This is a genomic window from Flavobacterium phragmitis (assembly GCF_900112575.1).
GTDB lineage: Bacteria > Bacteroidota > Bacteroidia > Flavobacteriales > Flavobacteriaceae > Flavobacterium > Flavobacterium phragmitis.
The window spans coordinates 155234-174559 of record NZ_FOMH01000013.1; the positions used below are offsets into that span (position 1 = coordinate 155234).

The 19326-nt window shown below is 32.4% G+C and carries 21 protein-coding genes; 10 read left to right on the forward strand and 11 right to left on the reverse strand.

The genetic code is table 11. The annotated features are described in order from the left end of the window. Nucleotides 1-173: 173 nt before the first annotated feature. The 10 genes from tgt (at nt 174) to BM289_RS21590 (ending at nt 10443) form a co-directional block, all read left to right on the forward strand. Nucleotides 174-1304, forward strand: coding sequence for a tRNA guanosine(34) transglycosylase Tgt (gene tgt, locus BM289_RS21545; protein ID WP_091497473.1), 1131 nt, complete (start codon nt 174-176; stop codon nt 1302-1304). An 84-nt stretch (nt 1305-1388) separates the two neighbouring features. Then, entirely contained in the window at nt 1389-2477 is a 1089-nt protein-coding gene (locus BM289_RS21550) for an LptF/LptG family permease (RefSeq protein WP_091497476.1), read from the forward strand. Continuing rightward, on the forward strand, nt 2464-3354 hold the full coding sequence (locus BM289_RS21555) for a DMT family transporter (protein WP_091497477.1): 891 nt from the start codon (nt 2464-2466) through the stop codon (nt 3352-3354). The genes BM289_RS21550 and BM289_RS21555 overlap by 14 nt, the downstream gene beginning before the upstream one ends. A gap of 112 nt (nt 3355-3466) precedes the next feature. After that, nucleotides 3467-4420, forward strand: a complete 954-nt coding sequence (locus tag BM289_RS21560; protein ID WP_091497480.1) for an acetyl-CoA carboxylase carboxyltransferase subunit alpha — start codon at nt 3467-3469, stop codon at nt 4418-4420. A 140-nt stretch (nt 4421-4560) separates the two neighbouring features. Next, a complete protein-coding gene (gene dnaB, locus BM289_RS21565) occupies nt 4561-6105 on the forward strand; it encodes a replicative DNA helicase (protein ID WP_091497482.1) in 1545 nt (514 codons plus the stop codon). Nucleotides 6106-6241: 136 nt separating this feature from the next. After that, nucleotides 6242-6595 (forward strand): hypothetical protein, encoded by a 354-nt coding sequence (locus tag BM289_RS21570; RefSeq protein WP_091497484.1) that lies wholly within the window; start codon nt 6242-6244, stop codon nt 6593-6595. An 18-nt stretch (nt 6596-6613) separates the two neighbouring features. After that, entirely contained in the window at nt 6614-7249 is a 636-nt protein-coding gene (locus BM289_RS21575; protein ID WP_091497486.1) for a hypothetical protein, read from the forward strand. A 26-nt stretch (nt 7250-7275) separates the two neighbouring features. Beyond that, entirely contained in the window at nt 7276-8067 is a 792-nt protein-coding gene (locus BM289_RS21580) for a sensor histidine kinase (protein ID WP_091497489.1), read from the forward strand. Between the two features lie 116 nt (nt 8068-8183). Then, nucleotides 8184-8849: a response regulator transcription factor gene (locus BM289_RS21585; protein WP_091497491.1), complete on the forward strand. Its 666-nt coding sequence runs from the start codon at nt 8184-8186 to the stop codon at nt 8847-8849. 334 nt (nt 8850-9183) lie between these two features. Continuing rightward, entirely contained in the window at nt 9184-10443 is a 1260-nt protein-coding gene (locus BM289_RS21590) for an asparagine synthetase B (protein ID WP_091497494.1), read from the forward strand. Between the two features lies 1 nt (nt 10444). Here BM289_RS21590 and BM289_RS21595 read toward each other — a convergent pair whose 3' ends face one another. From BM289_RS21595 to thrS, 11 genes are all read right to left on the reverse strand, one after another. Beyond that, the gene (locus BM289_RS21595; RefSeq protein ID WP_091497497.1) at nt 10445-11248 is read right to left on the reverse strand and encodes an endonuclease/exonuclease/phosphatase family protein; all 804 of its coding nucleotides are present in this window, start codon (nt 11246-11248) and stop codon (nt 10445-10447) included. 70 nt (nt 11249-11318) lie between these two features. Further along, complete coding sequence (locus BM289_RS25510; RefSeq protein WP_179006409.1) at nt 11319-11486, reverse strand: hypothetical protein; 168 nt, start codon at nt 11484-11486, stop codon at nt 11319-11321. Between the two features lie 142 nt (nt 11487-11628). Beyond that, entirely contained in the window at nt 11629-12297 is a 669-nt protein-coding gene (locus BM289_RS21605) for a DNA-binding transcriptional response regulator (protein WP_091497502.1), read from the reverse strand. Between the two features lie 34 nt (nt 12298-12331). Then, nucleotides 12332-12496, reverse strand: a complete 165-nt coding sequence (locus BM289_RS25515) for a hypothetical protein (RefSeq protein ID WP_167365477.1) — start codon at nt 12494-12496, stop codon at nt 12332-12334. A 1-nt stretch (nt 12497) separates the two neighbouring features. After that, complete coding sequence (locus tag BM289_RS21610; RefSeq protein ID WP_091497544.1) at nt 12498-14222, reverse strand: tetratricopeptide repeat-containing sensor histidine kinase; 1725 nt, start codon at nt 14220-14222, stop codon at nt 12498-12500. A gap of 167 nt (nt 14223-14389) precedes the next feature. Then, on the reverse strand, nt 14390-14824 hold the full coding sequence (locus tag BM289_RS21615) for a carboxymuconolactone decarboxylase family protein (RefSeq protein ID WP_091497505.1): 435 nt from the start codon (nt 14822-14824) through the stop codon (nt 14390-14392). A 79-nt stretch (nt 14825-14903) separates the two neighbouring features. Then, nucleotides 14904-15476, reverse strand: a complete 573-nt coding sequence (locus BM289_RS21620) for a Crp/Fnr family transcriptional regulator (protein ID WP_091497508.1) — start codon at nt 15474-15476, stop codon at nt 14904-14906. Nucleotides 15477-15629: 153 nt separating this feature from the next. Beyond that, entirely contained in the window at nt 15630-15974 is a 345-nt protein-coding gene (gene rplT / locus BM289_RS21625) for a 50S ribosomal protein L20 (RefSeq protein WP_008464948.1), read from the reverse strand. Between the two features lie 100 nt (nt 15975-16074). Continuing rightward, complete coding sequence (gene rpmI / locus BM289_RS21630; protein WP_026727505.1) at nt 16075-16272, reverse strand: 50S ribosomal protein L35; 198 nt, start codon at nt 16270-16272, stop codon at nt 16075-16077. A gap of 97 nt (nt 16273-16369) precedes the next feature. Further along, nucleotides 16370-16918, reverse strand: coding sequence for a translation initiation factor IF-3 (gene infC / locus BM289_RS21635; RefSeq protein WP_091497511.1), 549 nt, complete (start codon nt 16916-16918; stop codon nt 16370-16372). Nucleotides 16919-16940: 22 nt separating this feature from the next. Continuing rightward, a complete protein-coding gene (gene thrS, locus BM289_RS21640) occupies nt 16941-18887 on the reverse strand; it encodes a threonine--tRNA ligase (protein ID WP_091497513.1) in 1947 nt (648 codons plus the stop codon). Nucleotides 18888-19326: the final 439 nt, after the last annotated feature.

Genomic DNA, 19326 nt, shown 5'->3' on the forward strand with positions numbered 1-19326 from the left:
TTTAAATCGGGAATATAGCGAATAGCCCGACCGAAGGGAACGCCCAAAAAAAGTTATGAGTTATGAGTTTTTTGCATCAGGTTTTTCGGTTATTGTCTAATTTTCTAATTGAGAAATTATCTAATTAATTTTCCTGAAATTAACTTATCTTTGCCGACTGAAAAAAGAAACAAATGAAGTTCGATTTATTACAAAAAGATCCGCAGTCTAAAGCAAGAGCGGGAAGTATAACTACTGATCACGGCGTAATTGAAACGCCTATTTTTATGCCGGTTGGAACGGTTGCGTCTGTAAAAGGGGTGCATCAGCGTGAGCTTAAAGAAGAAATAAATCCGGATATTATTCTAGGAAACACCTACCATTTATATTTACGTCCGCAGACTGAAATTTTAGAAAAAGCAGGCGGATTACATAAATTCATGAATTGGGATCGTAATATTTTGACTGATTCTGGAGGATATCAAGTGTATTCTCTTTCTTCAAATAGAAAAATAAAGGAAGAAGGGGTAAAGTTCAAATCGCATATTGATGGTTCTTACCACTTTTTTACTCCTGAAAATGTAATGGAAATTCAGCGTACTATTGGAGCTGATATTATTATGGCTTTTGACGAATGTACACCTTATCCTTGCGATTATAGATATGCGCAACGTTCTATGCACATGACACATCGTTGGCTGGATCGTTGTATTAATCATTTGGAAAAAGTTCCCTATAAATACGGTTATGAACAAACGTTTTTCCCGATTGTTCAAGGAAGTACTTATAAAGATTTACGCCGCCAGTCGGCTGAATATATTGCTAATTCTGGACAACAAGGAAATGCAATTGGTGGACTTTCAGTTGGTGAACCTGCGGAAGAAATGTACGCGATGACAGAAGTGGTTTGCGAAATTCTTCCAGAAGATAAACCTCGTTATTTAATGGGAGTTGGAACACCAATTAATATTCTGGAAAATATTGCGTTAGGAATTGATATGTTCGATTGTGTTATGCCAACTCGAAATGCAAGAAATGGTATGTTGTTTACAGCAAACGGAACAATCAACATCAAAAACAAAAAATGGGAAGCAGATTTTTCTCCAATTGATGAGATGGGGCACACTTTTGTCGATACAGAATATTCAAAAGCATATTTACGTCATTTATTCGCTGCCAATGAATATTTAGGAAAACAAATTGCAACGATACATAATCTAGGTTTCTATATGTGGTTGGTTCGTGAAGCTAGAAAACATATCTTAGCCGGAGATTTTAGACCATGGAAAGAAATGATGGTTAAAAATATGAGCCAAAGACTATAAGAGGTTTCAAGTTTCAGGTTTCATGTTTCAAGTTCTCTAGAAAACTTGAAACATGAAACCTGAAACAAAACAAACAAAATTTATATGCTGACAATAATAGATAAATACATCTTAAAAAGATATCTAGGAACTTTTTCTGTGATGTTGCTTTTATTTGCACCAATTGGAATCGTAATTGACGTTTCTGAAAAAGTAAATAAGATGCTAGAAAACAAGATTCCGTTTATGGATATTGCTTTCTATTATTACAATTTTACCATTTATTTTATCAATTCACTTTTTCCGATATTCTTATTCTTATCGGTGATTTGGTTTACTTCGAAATTGGCCAATAATACAGAGATTATTGCTATTTTAAGTTCAGGAATTTCGTTTACGCGATTTTTGCGACCTTATATTATTGGGGCTACGATTGTTTCTCTTTTTGTACTGTTAATGGGATTTTTTATTGTTCCTGCCGCCAGTGAAGGTTATAACAATTTTAGATATACTTATTTAAAAGGAAACGGAAAGGAACTCATGCGAGGCGAGAATACCAATGTTTACAGACAAATTAACGATCATGATTTTATTTTTGTAAATAGTTTTAATGAAGAATCAAAAACTGCTTTTAATTTTACTTTAGAGCATTTTGAAAAAGAAAAACTTACCTATAAAATTACAGCAAGCCGTATAAAATGGGATCCAAAGAAAAAGATTTATATTTTATACGATTATACAAAAAGAACGGTTGGCGAGCTAAATGATGTGCTTGAAAAATCACCCGAAAAAAATGTTGCTTTCAAGTTTGAACTTGCCGATTTAACACCAGTTGTGTATATTGCAGAAACACTGACTTTAGGAAAACTAATTGATTTTATTGAAAAAGAAAGAAAAAGAGGTTCTGGAAACATCAATACTTATCTTGTTGTTTTGTATAAAAAATACAGTGTTCCAGTTTCTGCTTTTATTTTGACTATTATTGCTGTGGCCGTTTCTTCTATGAAACGACGCGGTGGAATGGGAACAAACTTAGCAATCGGAATCGCTATTGCTTTCTCATTTGTATTCTTTGATAAAATTTTTGGTACACTTGCCGAAAAATCTACTTTCTCACCTTTATTAGCTGTCTGGTTCCCGAATATTGTTTTCGGAATTCTGGCGGTTTACCTATTACGTAATGCGAAACGATAATTTAAAAAGTTATTTAAATCTTCACTTAATTGTTTTTATCTGGGGTTTTACAGCCATTTTGGGCGCTTTAATAACTATTGATGCCAATAATCTGGTTTGGTTTAGAATGCTTATTGCTATGATTTTTTTAGGAGCTTTTATTGCTTATAAAAAACAATCTTTTCAAGTTCCTGTAAAAGAATTTTTCAAACTAATTTTTGTTGGTTTATTAATTGCATTACACTGGATTTTCTTTTTTAAAGCCATTCACGTTTCCAATGTATCCATTACACTTTCCATTTTTTCACTAGGCGCTTTTTTTGCTTCTTTACTAGAACCTTTGTTTTATGGGCGTAAAGTTTTGTGGTATGAAGTTCTTTTTGGTCTTGTAATTATTGCAGGTTTGGGACTGATTCTTCAGGTAGAAATAAAATACCTTACCGGAGTTTATTATGCTTTGGCCGCAATCATTTTAGGAGTTTTGTTTACATTAATGAATGGAAAGCTGATTTCAGATCATGAACCTTCAGTAATTACTTTTTATGAATTTGGTGCAGGTGTTTTCTTTATTTCAATTTATTTTTTAGTTGAAGGAAAATTCACGGCAGATTTCTTTGCGCTGTCCTTAAACAATTGGGTTTTATTATTGGTTTTATCCTCTGTTTGTACTGCTTATGCCTTTACTGCATCTGTAAAAGTAATGCAGCGATTAACACCCTATACTGTAATGTTAACGACTAATTTAGAGCCTGTTTACGGAATAGTTCTGGCTTATTTTATATTAGGAGGAAAAGAAAAAATGAGTGTGGAGTTTTATATTGGAGCTGTTATAATTATTATAACCGTTATCCTAAACGGTGTTTTTAAACACTATCAGAAAAAGAAAGAGAGCTTGTAATAGTTTCCTTATTTTTAAAATGCATTTTTATACTTTAAATAACAATTAACTTCGCCAATGATATAATATTTTTATATTTGCGGTTCGATTTACAAACAAAATTCAAAAATCCATGGAATATTTAGATTTTGAGCTTCCAATTAAAGAACTTGAAGAACAGTTAGAAAAGTGCGTTATTATTGGAAAAGAATCTGACGTTGATGTAACACCTACCTGCAAGGAAATCAACAAGAAATTAGAGGAAACCAAGAAAGATATATACAAAAACCTTACGGCTTGGCAACGTGTACAATTGTCAAGACACCCAAATAGACCTTATACTTTAGACTATATTAAAGCAATTTGTGGTGATACGTTTTTAGAACTTCATGGCGACAGAGGTTTTAAAGATGACAAAGCAATGGTCGGTGGTCTTGGAAAAATAAACGGACAATCGTTTATGATTATTGGTCAGCAAAAAGGTTTTAATACTAAAACACGTCAATACCGTAATTTTGGTATGGCAAATCCTGAAGGATACCGTAAAGCTTTGCGTTTGATGAAAATGGCAGAGAAATTTGGAATTCCAGTTTTAACTTTAGTAGATACTCCGGGTGCATATCCAGGATTGGAAGCTGAGGAAAGAGGACAAGGAGAAGCAATTGCAAGAAATATTTTCGAAATGGTACGTCTTCAAGTGCCAATCATCACAATTATTGTTGGTGAAGGTGCTTCTGGTGGAGCTTTAGGAATTGGTGTTGGAGATAGAGTTTATATGTTAGAAAACACTTGGTATTCTGTAATTTCTCCAGAATCTTGCTCTTCTATTTTATGGAAAAGCTGGGAATACAAAGAGCGTGCAGCTGAAGCTTTAAAATTGACTTCTTCTGACATGAAAAAACAAAAATTAGTAGATGATGTAATTCCAGAACCACTAGGAGGAGCGCACTATGACCGCGAAACAACTTTTAAAACAGTTGCAGAATACATCACTAAAGGATATAATGAATTGAAAGACTTATCAACAGCCGACTTAATTGCCCAGAGAATGGACAAATACAGTAATATGGGCGAGTATAAAGAGTAAATTCATAAAAAGAGACTTAAAATCCGAAGCCTTACAGTTTCGGATTTTTTTTTGGTTATGAACAAATCAAGATTATTTATAAACAATTAATAGTTATAACTCGATAGCATATTTTTTTTAAATTTTGCTACTTTCGCTATATGGAAAATTTCAAAAATTTAAACCCTGTTAAGGTCGACAAAACTACGATTATCAACTTAGAAAAAGGTAAGTTGCCACCACAAGCTCTTGATTTGGAAGAAGCTGTGTTAGGTGCAATGATGATTGATAAAAAAGGGGTAGATGACGTAATTGATATTTTGCAGGCAGAAGCTTTTTATAAAGACGCACACAAACATATTTTTGAAGCGATTTTACAACTTTTTACCGAAACGCAGCCAATTGATATCTTAACTGTTTCGACTCAGTTAAAGAAAAATGGAAAGTTGGAGTTAGCAGGTGGAGATTTTTATTTAATTCAGCTTACACAGAAAATTGCTTCTTCGGCGCATATCGAATTTCACTCTCGTATCATTCTTCAAAAATTTATTCAAAGAAGTTTGATTAGAATTTCTTCAGAAATTATTGAAGCATCCTATGATGAAAGTGCAGACGTTTTTGATTTATTGGATCAAGCTGAATCTAAATTATACGAAGTTACGCAAGGAAATATCAAGCGTAGTTCTGAAACCGCACAGAGTTTAGTTTTACAAGCTAAAAAGAAAATTGAGGAGATTTCTAAAAAAGAAGGATTAAGCGGTGTAGAAACAGGTTTTCATAATTTGGATAAGCTAACTTCTGGATGGCAACCGAGTGATTTAATTATTATCGCGGCCAGACCAGCGATGGGAAAAACGGCATTTGTACTTTCTATGGCTAGAAATATCGCCATTCAATATGGACATGGAGTAGCTCTGTTCTCTCTGGAGATGGCGTCTGTTCAGTTAATTACGAGGCTTATTTCTTCTGAAACAGGATTGTCATCAGAAAAATTGCGTACAGGAAAATTAGAGCCTCATGAATGGACAATGTTAAGTACTAAAGTAAAAGATTTAGAGAAAGCACCTTTGTTTATTGATGATACGCCCTCACTTTCTATTTTCGATTTAAGAGCAAAATGCCGTCGTTTAGCGTCGCAGCATGGTATTAAAATTATTATTATTGATTATTTGCAGTTGATGACTGCTGGAGGAAATGCTAAAGGAGGAGGAAATCGTGAGCAGGAAATTTCGACCATTTCCCGAAACTTGAAAGCTTTGGCAAAAGAACTTAACGTTCCGGTTATTGCACTTTCGCAATTATCTCGTGCCGTTGAAACACGTGGATCTAGTAAACGTCCTTTGCTTTCGGATCTTCGTGAATCTGGAGCAATTGAGCAGGATGCCGATATCGTTTCGTTTTTATACCGACCAGAATATTACAAAATCGAGGAATGGGATGATGAAGAGGCTTCGCCAACTGCTGGTCAAGCTGAAATTATGATTGCAAAACACCGTAATGGGGGTATTGAAAACATTCGTTTGAAGTTTTTAGGACACTTAGGAAAATTTGATAATCTTGATGAATTTTCTGGAAGTTACGACGATTTACCGTCAAAAATGAATCATGATGATAGTCCTTTTGTTACAAATAACCTTCCGTCGGCAAATGAAGCTTTTGGAAGTAATCTGAATGACGATGACGATGACAGTGATGTTCCATTTTAATAAAATCTAAAAGCCTTATTTCTTAAGGCTTTTTTTTATGTTTTTGTGCTAATTTTCTAATTAAAATCAGTAGTTTAGCGAGACCATTAAGAAACTATTTATTTTTTTAAATTATTAACCAATAACAATTAGAATTATGAATGAAGAAAAATTTCCAGGACCTATTCAGATTCCGTTAGCAACTGCAAACGAGTGGGAACAAAGGTATCAGGATGATACTACAGTAGAAGACTTAAAAAACAATGTAAAAGCTTTTTTAATCCCAAGAGAAAGTTTGGAAAAAGTCTTAAAGCTAGAAACAGAAGCTGTTTGGGCTTATCTTGGTATCAACGATCAGAAAGAAAAAACATTACTTTTTGTAGGTGCTGAATACGATAAAGAAAAAGACAAATGGGTGAATGTTTATGGAAAAGCTGAAGGCGAAAACGAAAAAGTAGAAGGTAATACTGATGTCGTTTACGATGGCGCACGTCCAAGTCCTCCCTTTTAATTTCTAATTAAGTAAATAATGGCCGATTTTTTAATATATTCAAGTTATTTGATTTTATTGATTAATCTGATACTATATTCATTTAGCTTTTTCCGAAAGGGAAAAGCTAATGTTTTTTTTGTTTCCTATCTGTTTTTTTCATTTTTGATGCAAATTTCGATGGAACTTATCTATCATTTAGGATTAAATAATTTGTTTCTTGTTAATGTCTTTTTTCTGGGACAAATGATTTTATTAGGGCTTTTTTATGATTCATTATTTTATATAAAAACACAAAAAATATTTGTTAGGACGACTTTAGTAATTGCTGTATTGATTTTGGCAATACAATTTATTATGGATTCAGGGCAATTTTTAAAATTCAATTTATTCGAAATTACTTTAACATCATTGCTTATTGTTGTTTTTGCTCTGCTTCATTTTTATAATATGCTTACAGAAAGTAAAAAGTACTATTATATAAATATTGGAGTAGTTTTTTATTTATTAGCAAGTGCAGTATTATTTTTAATCGGTAATCTTTCTAGTGGATTAAGTAATGAGTTAAAATATCTAAGTTGGCAGTTAAATGCTTTTTTACTTATAATTTATTATTTGATTATTATGTTTGAATGGATGAAAAGTTTTGCAAAAAAAGACTTTTTAGAGGCATAGTTAAAACCGTAAAATGTAAGTAGATAATGAATGCAAGTCAAATCCCTGAAAAAGAGTTAGTAGCTATTATATTATATATCTCTCTGTTTTTTATTGTTGTTGCTGTGGCGTTGATAATATTCTTTTATTTTTCGAGAAAAAAAATTATTCAGAAAGAACTTGAAAAACTGGATTTAATACTTAGATATCAAAAGGAGCAACTACGTGCAGTTATTATTACTCAGGAAGAAGAACGTAAGAGAATTGCGCAAGATCTTCATGACGATATTAGTTCAAAATTAAATATTGTTTCTTTAAATAGTCATCTGCTTACAGCGCCAAACCTTACGGAGGCTGAAACAACTGAAATTACAGAAAATATTATAGCCTTGACAACAAAGGCCTTGGATAATTCTAGAAAAATTGCTCACAATTTATTGCCTCCAGTTTTTGAAAAATTCGGACTTAATGCTGCAATAGAAGAATTATGTGAAGAATTTGAAAGCAGTAAATCTGTAAAAACACATTATAAAAACAATATTGATTTTGAGGATAAGGATATTGATCGACATTTACATGTTTTTAGAATTTTACAAGAATTAATGAATAATTCGCTTCGTCATGGAAAAGCAACAGAAATTTGGATTGCATTTTCTAATAAAGACGGAATAAATAACTGCGATTACGAAGATAATGGAATTGGTTTTGACAGTAAAAGTGATAAAAATCAGAAAGGTCTGGGAATGAAAAATATTGACAGCCGTATATCGTTTTTAGAAGGAACTATAAAAATCACTTCAGAAATTAATAACGGGATTGTAGTGAATTTTACTTTTTAAACTCAATTTTACAGTATAAGTAAGGTTTTTATTCAATAAAATAAGGTAATAGCGTATTTTATAAATCATATTTCGTAAATTCGGCAGACCAAAGTAAACGACCAAAATCAAATAAGATGAATGCTGCTATTAAAATTGCCCTAGTCGATGATGAAATTTTGTTTCGAAAAGGAATTTCTTTTTTATTGCAGAGGGAAGATAATATCGAAATTATTTTTGAAGCCTCAAACGGAGATGAACTGATTTCTCTGTTAGATAAAAATGAAATTAAACCAGACATAATTGTAATGGATTTAAAAATGCCGGTTTTAAACGGTGTTGAAGCCACAAAAATTATTCGAAAAACATATCCTGAAATTAAGATTATTGCTTTGACAAGTTACGATACGAAGTCATTTATTGCCAATATGATTCAGGTTGGTGCTGTTGCTTATTTGATCAAAAATACTACTCCAAAAGATTTAATTCTCACAATCAATGAAGTAGCTTCAAAAGGTTTCTACTATAATGAAAGTGTTTTAAAAACAATTCAAGAAACCATTGTTTCACCTAAAAATACAAAAGGCGGACTGGAAACTAATTTTCTTTCGCCTCGAGAAGTTGAAATTCTTCAATTAATCTGCCAGCAGAAGACGACTGCAGAAATTGCAGAACATCTTTTTTTAAGTCCTAGGACTATAGAAGGACACAGAAATAATTTGCTGCTTAAAACAGAATCCAGAAATATTGCTGGTCTTGTTGTCTATGCTATTCAAAATGATTTAGCAGTACTGACAATCTGAATTAATTTGCTGTTAGAAATTGAATTGACAACACGTAATACAATATAATTGTTACTACAAGAACACACAAGCCTATTTTTTGAATTATATTCATACCCTTTTCTTGATTATTACTATCATTAAACTTCATGGTTATTGGTTTTTGCATTGATTAGTTTGATGATTTGGGATAGCAAATGTAGATAGATTATTTAATGATACTATAGGTGTTTTTACCTGTTTTCTTTCAGTGTTATAAATCAGGTATTTACCCCTGTTTTCTTATTTAACATTCCATTAAGCTAGAAAAGACGGTGTGCATTCTTTTTTATATCTTTACTAAAATAATTTTCGGATGAATAGGAGTTTATTCTACATTTTTATACTATTAATTACAGTTAACACTCGAGCATCGTTTATCTTGCTCCCAATGGATGAATCTACACAACAGAATCATTTAAAAGCTTACGGTATTACATACTGGTGTTTGAGTAGGGATTACAAGGCAAGTTGGCTTCTTAATTATCGTGGAGGTTCTTTCCTGCTTCCTGATGCTGAAGAAATTAGAAAGGAATGTAAAATCAGAGGAGTTAGTTTTGAAGTTATTTCGGATAGCGAAGAAGCTTCTATTTTAAATGAAATTTCGAGTCCTTCTCAAAATATGGAATCTGTAATTTTAGAGAAAGCGCCTAAAATTGCGGTGTATACTCCAAAAGGAAAGCAACCTTGGGATGATGCTGTAACCTTAGTATTAACGTATGCTGAGATTCCTTTTACTCCAATTTATGATGAAGAAGTTTTAAGTGATCAGCTTTTAATGTACGATTGGCTTCATTTGCATCATGAAGATTTTACAGGTCAGTATGGAAAATTTTATGCTGCTTACAAAAATACACCTTGGTATATTGATCAAAAAAGAGATTCTGAAGCATTAGCTGCAAAATTAGGTTATGCAAAAGTATCTCAAGAAAAAGGTGCTGTCGCTAAAAAAATCAGAGATTTTGTTGTTGGTGGAGGCTTTATGTTTGCGATGTGTTCTGCTACGGACAGTTTTGATATTGCACTTGCAGCTGATGGAGTTGATATTTGTGAAGCGATGTTTGATGGTGATCCTAGCGAATCAAATTATCAGTCTAAATTGAATTACAATAACTCTTTTGCTTTTAAAAATTTTACTTTAGAAAGAAAACCTGAAGTTTATGAGTTCTCAGATATTGATATGACTACGAAGAGAAGAATTGTAATGGATAAAGATTACTTTACTTTAATGGAATTTTCTGCAAAATGGGATCCGATTCCGAGTATGCTCTGCCAAAATCATACGCAGCTTGTAAAGGGTTTTATGGGACAGACAACTTCATTCGATACTTCTTTGATAAAATCAAATGTTCTGATTATGGGAACATGTGAATTAAATGGAGAATCGAGATACATACACGGTGAGAAAGGAAAAGGAATGTTTACTTTTTTCGGTGGACATGACCCAGAAGATTTTCAGCATCAGGTGGGTGATCCGCCAACAGTTTTAGATTTGCATCCAAATTCACCAGGTTACAGATTAATTTTAAATAATGTTTTGTTTCCAGCGGCAAGAAAAAAGAAATTGAAAACTTAATTCAGTTTAATGAGAATTCAAACCAGATTGGTATATGATCTGAAACTTTTCTAGCCTCCTGAAGGGAATTAAAATCTTCATAGAATGTAATAACGCCTGAATTAACAGCTTTAAAATTGGAAGCTCTGTAAAAGATATTGTCAAACTCTGATGCTAGACAGATATTGTTTTTGCATTTTTGTTTGAGTGTTGTTTTTTGATTTTTTAATGCGGAAACATATCCCATTTTCTTTAGCGGATTAAAGACAGTGTGCTTTTCAGGGCAATTAAAATCACCTAAAAAGACTAAATTTAAATCAGGATATTGATTGGGTAAAAATTTGAAATATTTAATTTCTGTTTCTGGCTGTTTCTTTTGAGTTATGGCATGAAAATTAACTAATGTAACAGTCTTTTTATTGATTTCAAATGTTGCATAATAAGGTTCACGATCAATTTCTAAGTTGAATTTTTGTTCCAGCCAGGGTTTGTTTTTTAATTTGATTTTGCCAGTTTTCCATACAAAAGCATAACGTTCTGTTTTATAACTGCTGCTAGTTGTAGGATTGCTTGTGCTATATTCCCATTTAAAACCTTTTTGATTAAGAAGTGCAGCTAATTTAGCAACAGTTTGAGCACCGCCATATCCAGCCACTACTTCTTGAATTGCAATAATATCGTATGCTTCAACTTTTTTTGCAATATATTGAAGTTCATTATCAGATTTTGATTTGCCAAAATTTTCAATATTCCAAGACAAAACCTTGGTTTGAGCAAACGATAAAAATGTAAATAATAGTAGGAGAGGGCTTAGAATGCTTTTCATGTAAATGATTAAATGAAATCAAATATAGAGGTATTTCCTATAATCTGCATCAGGCCTTTCTTAGAAGTTATTAATGTTTTTTATATCTGTTTTTTAAGGCAGTTCCGATAATGATAATTTGTAAAACTAATAGTGCAGGAATAAAGATTATTTTCCAATCAATTTCCAGCCAGCCGGTTTTTTCAGACACATAAGCAAAGCTTATTGATAAGAAAAGACAAAGAAACATTGTTTTCATGATAATTTTATTTTGAGTTGTATTAATTCTGTCAAAAAATGCAATCTTTTTATTTCTTGGTTTCATTAGTAGGTGATAGGTTTTGTACCAAATTTAGAGTTATAAAATCTATATTCCTTACGTGATTCCGTAATGCTCTAAATTATACCAAACCAAAATCTTTAGCAATTGCGATAAGATGAACATTGTTATTAGCTTTGAAATAAATTTTTAACTTGTTGATTCTTTTTTCAATACTACTGGTCCCGTTTGGAGTAATAGATAAATCCTTAAATTCCTTAGAAATACTTTCTAAAATATATCCTTGAGAAAGAAGTTTTAATATTGAAATGTCATACGATTCGATTTCAATCAAAGCTTTATCGTTAAAACTAAAAGATAAGTCAGAAGAAACAATTTTTTCTTCGTTATTGTATGCGCTTACAATCGCATTTTTTAGTTCTGTAATACTGTTTCGGCCTTTAGATACGTATGCAGTTATTCCTAAATCATTAAAAAGAGATTTAATTCGGTAGCTTTTATCTTCAATAGAAAATACAATTTTCTTAATCTTAGGCTGTACTTTGTTTACAGCTTCAATTAGTTCATCTCCACTGTTTAAGATTGCTTTTCTATGATCTGATTTAAACGATAAATCGCTAATTAATAAATCATAAGGCTCTTTTTCTAGTAAAGCTTTTTTGATCTTGAGTAAAGCTTCGTCACAGTATTTCACATGGTCAATTACAGGAACCTGCAAGTCCTCAAGTACTTGAACAACCGCAATGCTGATGCTATCTAAATCTTCGGCAACTAAAACTTTCTTAAACATATTTTTATTTTATATAGGGAATATGAAACTTATTTTAAAAATCTCCTTGTAAGCTTTTGTCAAAATTAATAGTTCCTTTTATTGTTTTATTACGGTTTTCCACATTTTGTAGTCTTTTTTCTAAAATAAGCTGATTTGGGCTTGATTTTATTGATGTTATTGATGTTATTGGAATCAAGAAGTTTGATTTTTTTGTCATTTTAAAATGGAATTTTTATAAAAGCTTTAAATCCTAGATTCGGATTTGTTGAAATGTCTATGTTTCCTTTTAGTTTGAGTATTCTGCTTTCTACATTATAGAGGCCATTTTTAAATATAATTTTTTCAGTATCGATTCCTTTTCCGTTATCAGTATAATTGATGACGATACTTTTATCAGTTGCCTTAAAATTAATCCCGACTAAAGAGGCTTCGCTGTGTTTTCTCATATTTACAAGTAATTCTTGGATGACTCTGTAAATTGTGATTTTCTTTAGTTTATTAATTTCATCCCAAGAAATATGATCCAGGCCATTTAAAATTATGTTAATATTCGAAGTGCTAAAACCAGAAATCATTTCTTTAAGCAGCACGATATAATTTTCATCGGTTGTAATTGTACAGTTTTCTTTCGAAATATCTCTGGTTCTGGAATAAATAGTATCTAAGTGGCTTAAGAGATGTTCTTTATTTTCGGCTAAAGACAAATTTTTATTTTCTACAAAAGTCATAGTATGATAGATATCATTAGCTAATTCGTCATGTAACTTTTTAGAAATCCTCGTTTCACTATTATATGCGGCTTCAATTTTTTCACGATTTGCCTTAGAAGTCAAGTAGTAGTATAAGACTAAAATAAGACACAGACTTAAAGCAATTATGATGTAAGAGATAATATTTCTATTTTTTTGCCTTTCCAGTTTTAATTCATTTTCGGCTTTGTGTGTTTTAAGTTTTAGATTTTCTTCTCTTTCACGTTTTGAATCATATTTTATTTTGGCAAATTGATTTTTAGCTTTTTGTACAACCTCATGTATACTGTCGTTTAAATTGATGTAAGAGTTGGCATAGGTCTTAAGTTCTTTGTTAGAACTATTTTTAATTATCATTTTTAATGCAGATAATCTTCCGTCGATATAATTTATTTGAGAAAACTCTTTGTAGCTTAAAAGCATGTATTTTTTAGCTAATGAAGGATTTTTTTCTTCATAAAATTGAGCCAGATGAATATAGCTCTTGCCTAATCCTAGAGGGCTGTTTATTTCTTGTCTTATTTCTAGAGCCCTTTTCATGTATTCTAAATCTTTTCCAACGTGATTTGTTTTAAAATAACATAAACCAATGTTGTCTAACAAAGAGCTGTAAAACTCATGATTTCTAATTACTTCTTTTTTTGTTTCTAATGGAATGAAAATGTCTAATGCTTCTAGGTATTTTTTCTCCTGAATTAAAGCAACACCAATATTGTTTTCAGCAGCCAATTTTTGCCAATTTGTTACATTCAATTGTAAAGCTTTCTGATTGTAGAGTATGGCATTTTTGTAATCGTATGTATCCAAATAATTGCTGCTTAAAGTAACATACAAGTTCCAAATATGAAGTTGATTTTTGACGTATTGGATATAAGGTAGCGCTTTGGTAATAGTAGCTTCACTGCCAGCATAATCACCATGAGTCTGCTGGATAATTGCCATTCGATTTAATGTTCTAATGTAATTTTCTGCATCTTTTTCTGGATTACATTTAAAAATGGCTTCGTTGTAGTAATAAAAGGCGGTATTGAATTTATTGCTATCAAATAATGTATTAGCAGTTGCAATTAATTTGTTGACTTCTGTCTTGTTTGATGTTCCTTTTTTACTAATGATTTTTTTCTTCTGGCAAGAAAGAAGGACTAATAAAATGGTAAATATGAGGTAAAATAAAGATATTCTTTTTGGTATCATGCGCCAAAAATAAATAATTTCAGAAATCATGAAAGAGTATAAATACGGTATTTTCAAATATTTTCAATTCGTATTTTTTTTGATTCTGATTTTTAAATAAATACAAAAAGCCCTTATGTACAAAGGGCTTTTGATTTTTAAGAGCTTGTAAATATTCTCTTTGTAAATTATGATGCGCGCATTCCGGTAGTAATTGCCAATCTATTCCAAGAGTTAATTGTAATAATAGCCAAAAGTATTTCTGCAAGGTATTTTTCGTCAAATAATTTAGCTGCATTTTCATAGACTTCATCAGAAACGTGGTTTCCAATTAAAGTTACTTGTTCTGTTAAAGCTAAGATTGCTTTTTCTTCTTCTGTGTAAACATCGGCTTCACGCCAAGCACTTATTAAGTAAATTCTCTGTTCCGAAATACCATGTTTTCTTGCATCAGCAGTATGCATATTAATACAAAATGCACAGCCGTTAATTTGTGAAGCACGGATTTTAATTAATTCTTTATGAACGGGAGTTAATGAAGTTGTAGAAATATATTTTTCTAAGTTCATTAATGCTTGATAAGCTTCTGGAGCAACATTCGGGATAACAATTCTTGATTTCATTTTTATATGTTTTAAAAGTTCATTACAAAGGTCAGTAATCAATACTCTCAAAAACTTGAACTACTTCAAGAAATACGTTTTAGACTTTTCCAGCCCTTATTTTACTCATAAATTCGGCAGAGAAGTCTAGATAGGAGGCAAGCATATATTGAGGAACTCTTTGGACAAAATCGGGTTGCTGATTTTTAAAATGATTATAGCGTTCTTCGGCTGACATTGTAAATAGAAACTTAATTCTCATTTGTGCGGCCCCAAATGCCTTTTGGGCAACGATACGAAAGTATTTCTCAAGATTGGGTATTTGAACTAACATCGATTCTAAAACAGTTTTTTCAAGCGCAATTACTTCTGTTGTTTCAACTGCCTGAATATAGAAATGTGAAGGAGTATGGTTGTGATAACTCAAATAATCGGTTATCCACCAATTTTCGACTCCAAATTGAAGAGTTTGTTCTGTTCCTCTTGGGTTAATAATATATTGACGCATACAGCCTTTCACAACAAAGTACATTGTGTTACAGATTTGCCCTTCTTGTAAAACATGGTCTTTTCTTTTGATTTGTGAAATGCTTAAACAGGATTCTAACAAATCAATTTCTGAAGGTTCAAGATGAATAAATTTTTGAATATGGTTAAGAATCGCCTCGTGCATCTGAGATTTTTGTTTATGTAAATTTACTTTTTTAATTTAAATATAAGTCTAAGAAATTTTAGGATTGTGATAAAAACAAAAAACCATCCCGTTTTGACGGGATGGTTTTTTTTATAATAAGTAAGTAATCTTAAATTGAGTTTATAAAACGTTTTATTTTACTTTATTAAGAATAGCTTTGAAAGCTTCTGGGTGGTTCATAGCTAAATCAGCAAGAACTTTTCTGTTCAATTCGATTCCGTTAGCTTTAACTTTCCCCATGAATTGAGAATAAGACATTCCTTCTAATCTAGCTCCAGCGTTGATACGTTGAATCCATAATGAACGGAAATTTCTTTTGTTTTGTTTTCTATCGCGGTAAGCGTAGCTCATCGCTTTCTCTACTGCATTCTTAGCAACTGTCCAAACGTTTTTACGTCTTCCAAAGAAACCTTTGGCTTGCTTCATTATTTTTTTTCTTCTTGCTCTTTTAGCAACTGAATTTACCGATCTTGGCATAATTTTAATGTGTTTTTGTAGCAGGCGTCCTGAATTGAATCAAAGGAACTTAAAGCCATACTCCAAGGTTATATAAATAATTTTTTAACCTAAAGAATTATTAGATAATTCTTAATTGTTGTTTAATGCTTTTCATATCTGTTTGGTGAACTAGCGCTGAGTGAGTCAAAGCTAATTTACGTTTTTTAGATTTTTTAGTCAAGATGTGACTTTTAAAAGCATGCTTTCTTTTAATCTTTCCAGAGCCAGTAACTTTAAAACGTTTCTTAGCGCTAGATTTTGTTTTCATTTTAGGCATTTTTCCTAGTGTTTTAATTTATTCTTACTTACTTATGTTTTTTGTTTCAAGTTTAAAGTCTCAGTTTCTAACTGAACACTGAGACTGTAAACTGAGACTATTTTTTCTTCTTCGGAGCAATGAACATAATCATTCTCTTTCCTTCCAGAACTGGCATAGCTTCAACTTTACCATGTTCTTCCAAATCTTGAGCAAGACGCAATAACAGAATCTGACCTTGATCTTTATAAATGATAGAACGTCCTTTGAAGAAAACGAAAGCTTTTAATTTAGCTCCCTCTTTCAAGAATTTTTCAGCGTTCTTTCTTTTAAACTCGTAATCATGCTCATCAGTCTGAGGACCAAATCGAATTTCTTTTACAACAACTTGAGAAGATTTAGCTTTTAATGCTTTGTCTCTTTTCTTTTGTTCGTAAACAAATTTCTTGTAATCCATGATTTTACAAACCGGCGGTTCCGCGTTTGGCGAAATTTCAACTAAATCCAATTCAAATTGGTCAGCTAAACGTAACGCATCTGCGATTTTAAAAACGCCAGGCTCAATATTCTCGCCTACAAGACGTACCTCTGGAACACGAATAAGATTGTTTATTCTGTGTGCATCTTTTTTTTCTACTCGAGGTTGAAAACCTCTGTTGCTTCTTATTGCTATGACTTTCTAATTTAAGTTAAACTGTAAATACTTTTAATGTCTTTTTTATTTCTTCGTCCACAATCGCAGCAAATTCTTCGATTGAAACTGTGATATTACCTTTTCCTTCTTGTCCGTGACGACGAATCGAAATTGTACCATTTTTCTCTTCTTCCTCGCCTACGATAAGCATGAATGGGATTTTTTGCATTTCTGCATCTCTAATTTTCTTACCGATAGTTTCGTTTCGGTTGTCAATTAGGGCGCGAATTTCGTGATTTTCTAGCAAATCTAAAACTTTTTTAGCATAATTTTCGTATTTCTCGCTCAAAGACAAGATAATAGCTTGCTCAGGCATTAGCCAAAGTGGGAAATTTCCTGCTGTATGCTCTAATAAAATTGCTATAAAACGTTCCATAGATCCAAAAGGAGCTCTGTGGATCATAACAGGGCGATGTAATTCATTATCAGCACCTTTATATGTCAAATCAAAACGCTCAGGAAGGTTGTAATCTACCTGAATTGTTCCTAATTGCCATTGTCTTCCCAAAGCATCTTTTACCATGAAATCTAGTTTCGGACCGTAAAATGCCGCTTCACCATATTCTACAACAGTATTAAGACCTTTGTCTTTTGCTGCGTTGATAATAGCGTTTTCTGCTTTCTCCCAGTTTTCGTCTGTACCAATGTATTTTTCTCTGTCTTCCTGATCTCTCAATGAAATCTGAGCTGTAAAGTTTTCAAAACCTAATGAACCAAATACATAAAGTACAAGATCAATTACTTTTTTGAATTCTTCATCTAATTGCTCTGGAGTACAGAAAATATGCGCGTCATCCTGAGTAAATCCTCTAACGCGAGTCAAACCATGAAGCTCTCCAGATTGTTCGTATCTATAAACTGTACCAAATTCAGCGTAACGTTTTGGTAAATCTTTGTACGACCAAGGTCTTACGTTATAAATCTCACAGTGGTGAGGACAGTTCATTGGTTTTAATAGAAACTCTTCGCCTTCTGCTGGAGTATGAATTGGCTGAAAACTATCAGCACCATATTTGGCATAGTGTCCAGAAGTAACATATAGTTCTTTTTGGCCAATGTGCGGACTTACAACTTGCTCGTAACCTGCTTTCTTTTGAGCTCTTTTCAAAAATTGTTCTAAACGCTCTCTAAGTGCAGCTCCTTTTGGGAGCCATAAAGGTAAACCTTGGCCCACTTTTTGGGAGAAAGCAAACAATTCAAGTTCTTTTCCTAATTTGCGGTGATCACGGCGTTTTGCTTCCTCAAGAAGTTCAAGATATTCGGTTAAGTCTTTTTGTTTAGGGAAAGATGTTCCGTAAACGCGTGTCAACTGTTTGTTTTTCTCGTCACCTCTCCAGTAAGCACCGGCGACACTCATAATTTTTACAGCTTTGATAATTCCAGTGTTCGGAATATGTCCACCGCGGCATAAATCGGTAAAAGTAGAATGATCGCAGAAAGTAATTGTTCCGTCTTCAAGGTTAGAAATCAATTCAGTCTTGTAAACGTTGTCTTTGTACATTTCTAATGCTTCCGCTTTAGTTACCGGACGCATTTTAAAATCAAACTTTCCTCTTGCGATTTCAAGAATACGGTCTTCGATTTTTTTGAAATCAGCTTCAGAAATTTTCTGGTCTTCAAAATCTACATCATAATAGAAGCCATTAGCAATTGCAGGTCCTAGAGTTAATTTAATTCCAGGGTACAATTCCTCAAGAGCTTGAGCCATCACGTGCGAAGTTGAGTGCCAGAAAGCTTTTTTGCCTTCAGCATCATTCCAAGTATATAAAATAAGATTACCGTCGGTCGTTAATGGAGTCTCGGTTTCAATAGTTGTACCATTAAAAGATGCAGAAATAACATTTCTTGCAAAACCTTCGCTAATGTTTTTAGCGACCTCCATTGGAGTTACGCCTTGAGCGAACTCTCTAATTGACCCATCGGGTAAAGTAATCTTGATCATTGTTTATAATTTTGTGAATGCAAATATACATGATTACAAAAATACATACAATATATATATCTATAAGATTGCTTTATTATGTAAGAACCTAAACATATCTATATAAGAGTAGATTTCATTCGTACAACCCGACAGGTTTCCAAAACCTGTCGGGTTTATTTTTTTCTATACATATATATGTATGCACAGTTTGAATTGGGTCCTAATTTTCCGTAGAGGCGCACAGCAGTGCGTCTTATGCGCATGGTTGATATACATATTAATATATTAACAGGCTGCTTAGTGTTTTTTAAGGAGCTGATCCCGCTATCCGCTCCAATCTTTTTGCGGCGAACCCCGCCACAAAAAGGATTTCCGCTTCTATCGGGGCTATGGCCTCGGTTTTCAGCAGAAATTTCAAGGAAGAATTAGGTGTTGTTTCAGGAAATAAAATAAAAAA

What these genes read in the sequence shown, in the direction of transcription:
- tgt (WP_091497473.1), top strand. Translation starts at nt 174, where the DNA reads ATGAAGTTCGATTTATTACAAAAAGATCCGCAGTCTAAAGCAAGAGCG.
- BM289_RS21550 (WP_091497476.1), top strand. Translation starts at nt 1,389, where the DNA reads ATGCTGACAATAATAGATAAATACATCTTAAAAAGATATCTAGGAACT.
- BM289_RS21555 (WP_091497477.1), top strand. Translation starts at nt 2,464, where the DNA reads ATGCGAAACGATAATTTAAAAAGTTATTTAAATCTTCACTTAATTGTT.
- BM289_RS21560 (WP_091497480.1), top strand. Translation starts at nt 3,467, where the DNA reads ATGGAATATTTAGATTTTGAGCTTCCAATTAAAGAACTTGAAGAACAG.
- dnaB (WP_091497482.1), top strand. Translation starts at nt 4,561, where the DNA reads ATGGAAAATTTCAAAAATTTAAACCCTGTTAAGGTCGACAAAACTACG.
- BM289_RS21570 (WP_091497484.1), top strand. Translation starts at nt 6,242, where the DNA reads ATGAATGAAGAAAAATTTCCAGGACCTATTCAGATTCCGTTAGCAACT.
- BM289_RS21575 (WP_091497486.1), top strand. Translation starts at nt 6,614, where the DNA reads ATGGCCGATTTTTTAATATATTCAAGTTATTTGATTTTATTGATTAAT.
- BM289_RS21580 (WP_091497489.1), top strand. Translation starts at nt 7,276, where the DNA reads ATGAATGCAAGTCAAATCCCTGAAAAAGAGTTAGTAGCTATTATATTA.
- BM289_RS21585 (WP_091497491.1), top strand. Translation starts at nt 8,184, where the DNA reads ATGAATGCTGCTATTAAAATTGCCCTAGTCGATGATGAAATTTTGTTT.
- BM289_RS21590 (WP_091497494.1), top strand. Translation starts at nt 9,184, where the DNA reads ATGAATAGGAGTTTATTCTACATTTTTATACTATTAATTACAGTTAAC.
- BM289_RS21595 (WP_091497497.1), bottom strand. Translation starts at nt 11,248, where the DNA reads ATGAAAAGCATTCTAAGCCCTCTCCTACTATTATTTACATTTTTATCG.
- BM289_RS25510 (WP_179006409.1), bottom strand. Translation starts at nt 11,486, where the DNA reads ATGAAAACAATGTTTCTTTGTCTTTTCTTATCAATAAGCTTTGCTTAT.
- BM289_RS21605 (WP_091497502.1), bottom strand. Translation starts at nt 12,297, where the DNA reads ATGTTTAAGAAAGTTTTAGTTGCCGAAGATTTAGATAGCATCAGCATT.
- BM289_RS25515 (WP_167365477.1), bottom strand. Translation starts at nt 12,496, where the DNA reads ATGACAAAAAAATCAAACTTCTTGATTCCAATAACATCAATAACATCA.
- BM289_RS21610 (WP_091497544.1), bottom strand. Translation starts at nt 14,222, where the DNA reads ATGATACCAAAAAGAATATCTTTATTTTACCTCATATTTACCATTTTA.
- BM289_RS21615 (WP_091497505.1), bottom strand. Translation starts at nt 14,824, where the DNA reads ATGAAATCAAGAATTGTTATCCCGAATGTTGCTCCAGAAGCTTATCAA.
- BM289_RS21620 (WP_091497508.1), bottom strand. Translation starts at nt 15,476, where the DNA reads ATGCACGAGGCGATTCTTAACCATATTCAAAAATTTATTCATCTTGAA.
- rplT (WP_008464948.1), bottom strand. Translation starts at nt 15,974, where the DNA reads ATGCCAAGATCGGTAAATTCAGTTGCTAAAAGAGCAAGAAGAAAAAAA.
- rpmI (WP_026727505.1), bottom strand. Translation starts at nt 16,272, where the DNA reads ATGCCTAAAATGAAAACAAAATCTAGCGCTAAGAAACGTTTTAAAGTT.
- thrS (WP_091497513.1), bottom strand. Translation starts at nt 18,887, where the DNA reads ATGATCAAGATTACTTTACCCGATGGGTCAATTAGAGAGTTCGCTCAA.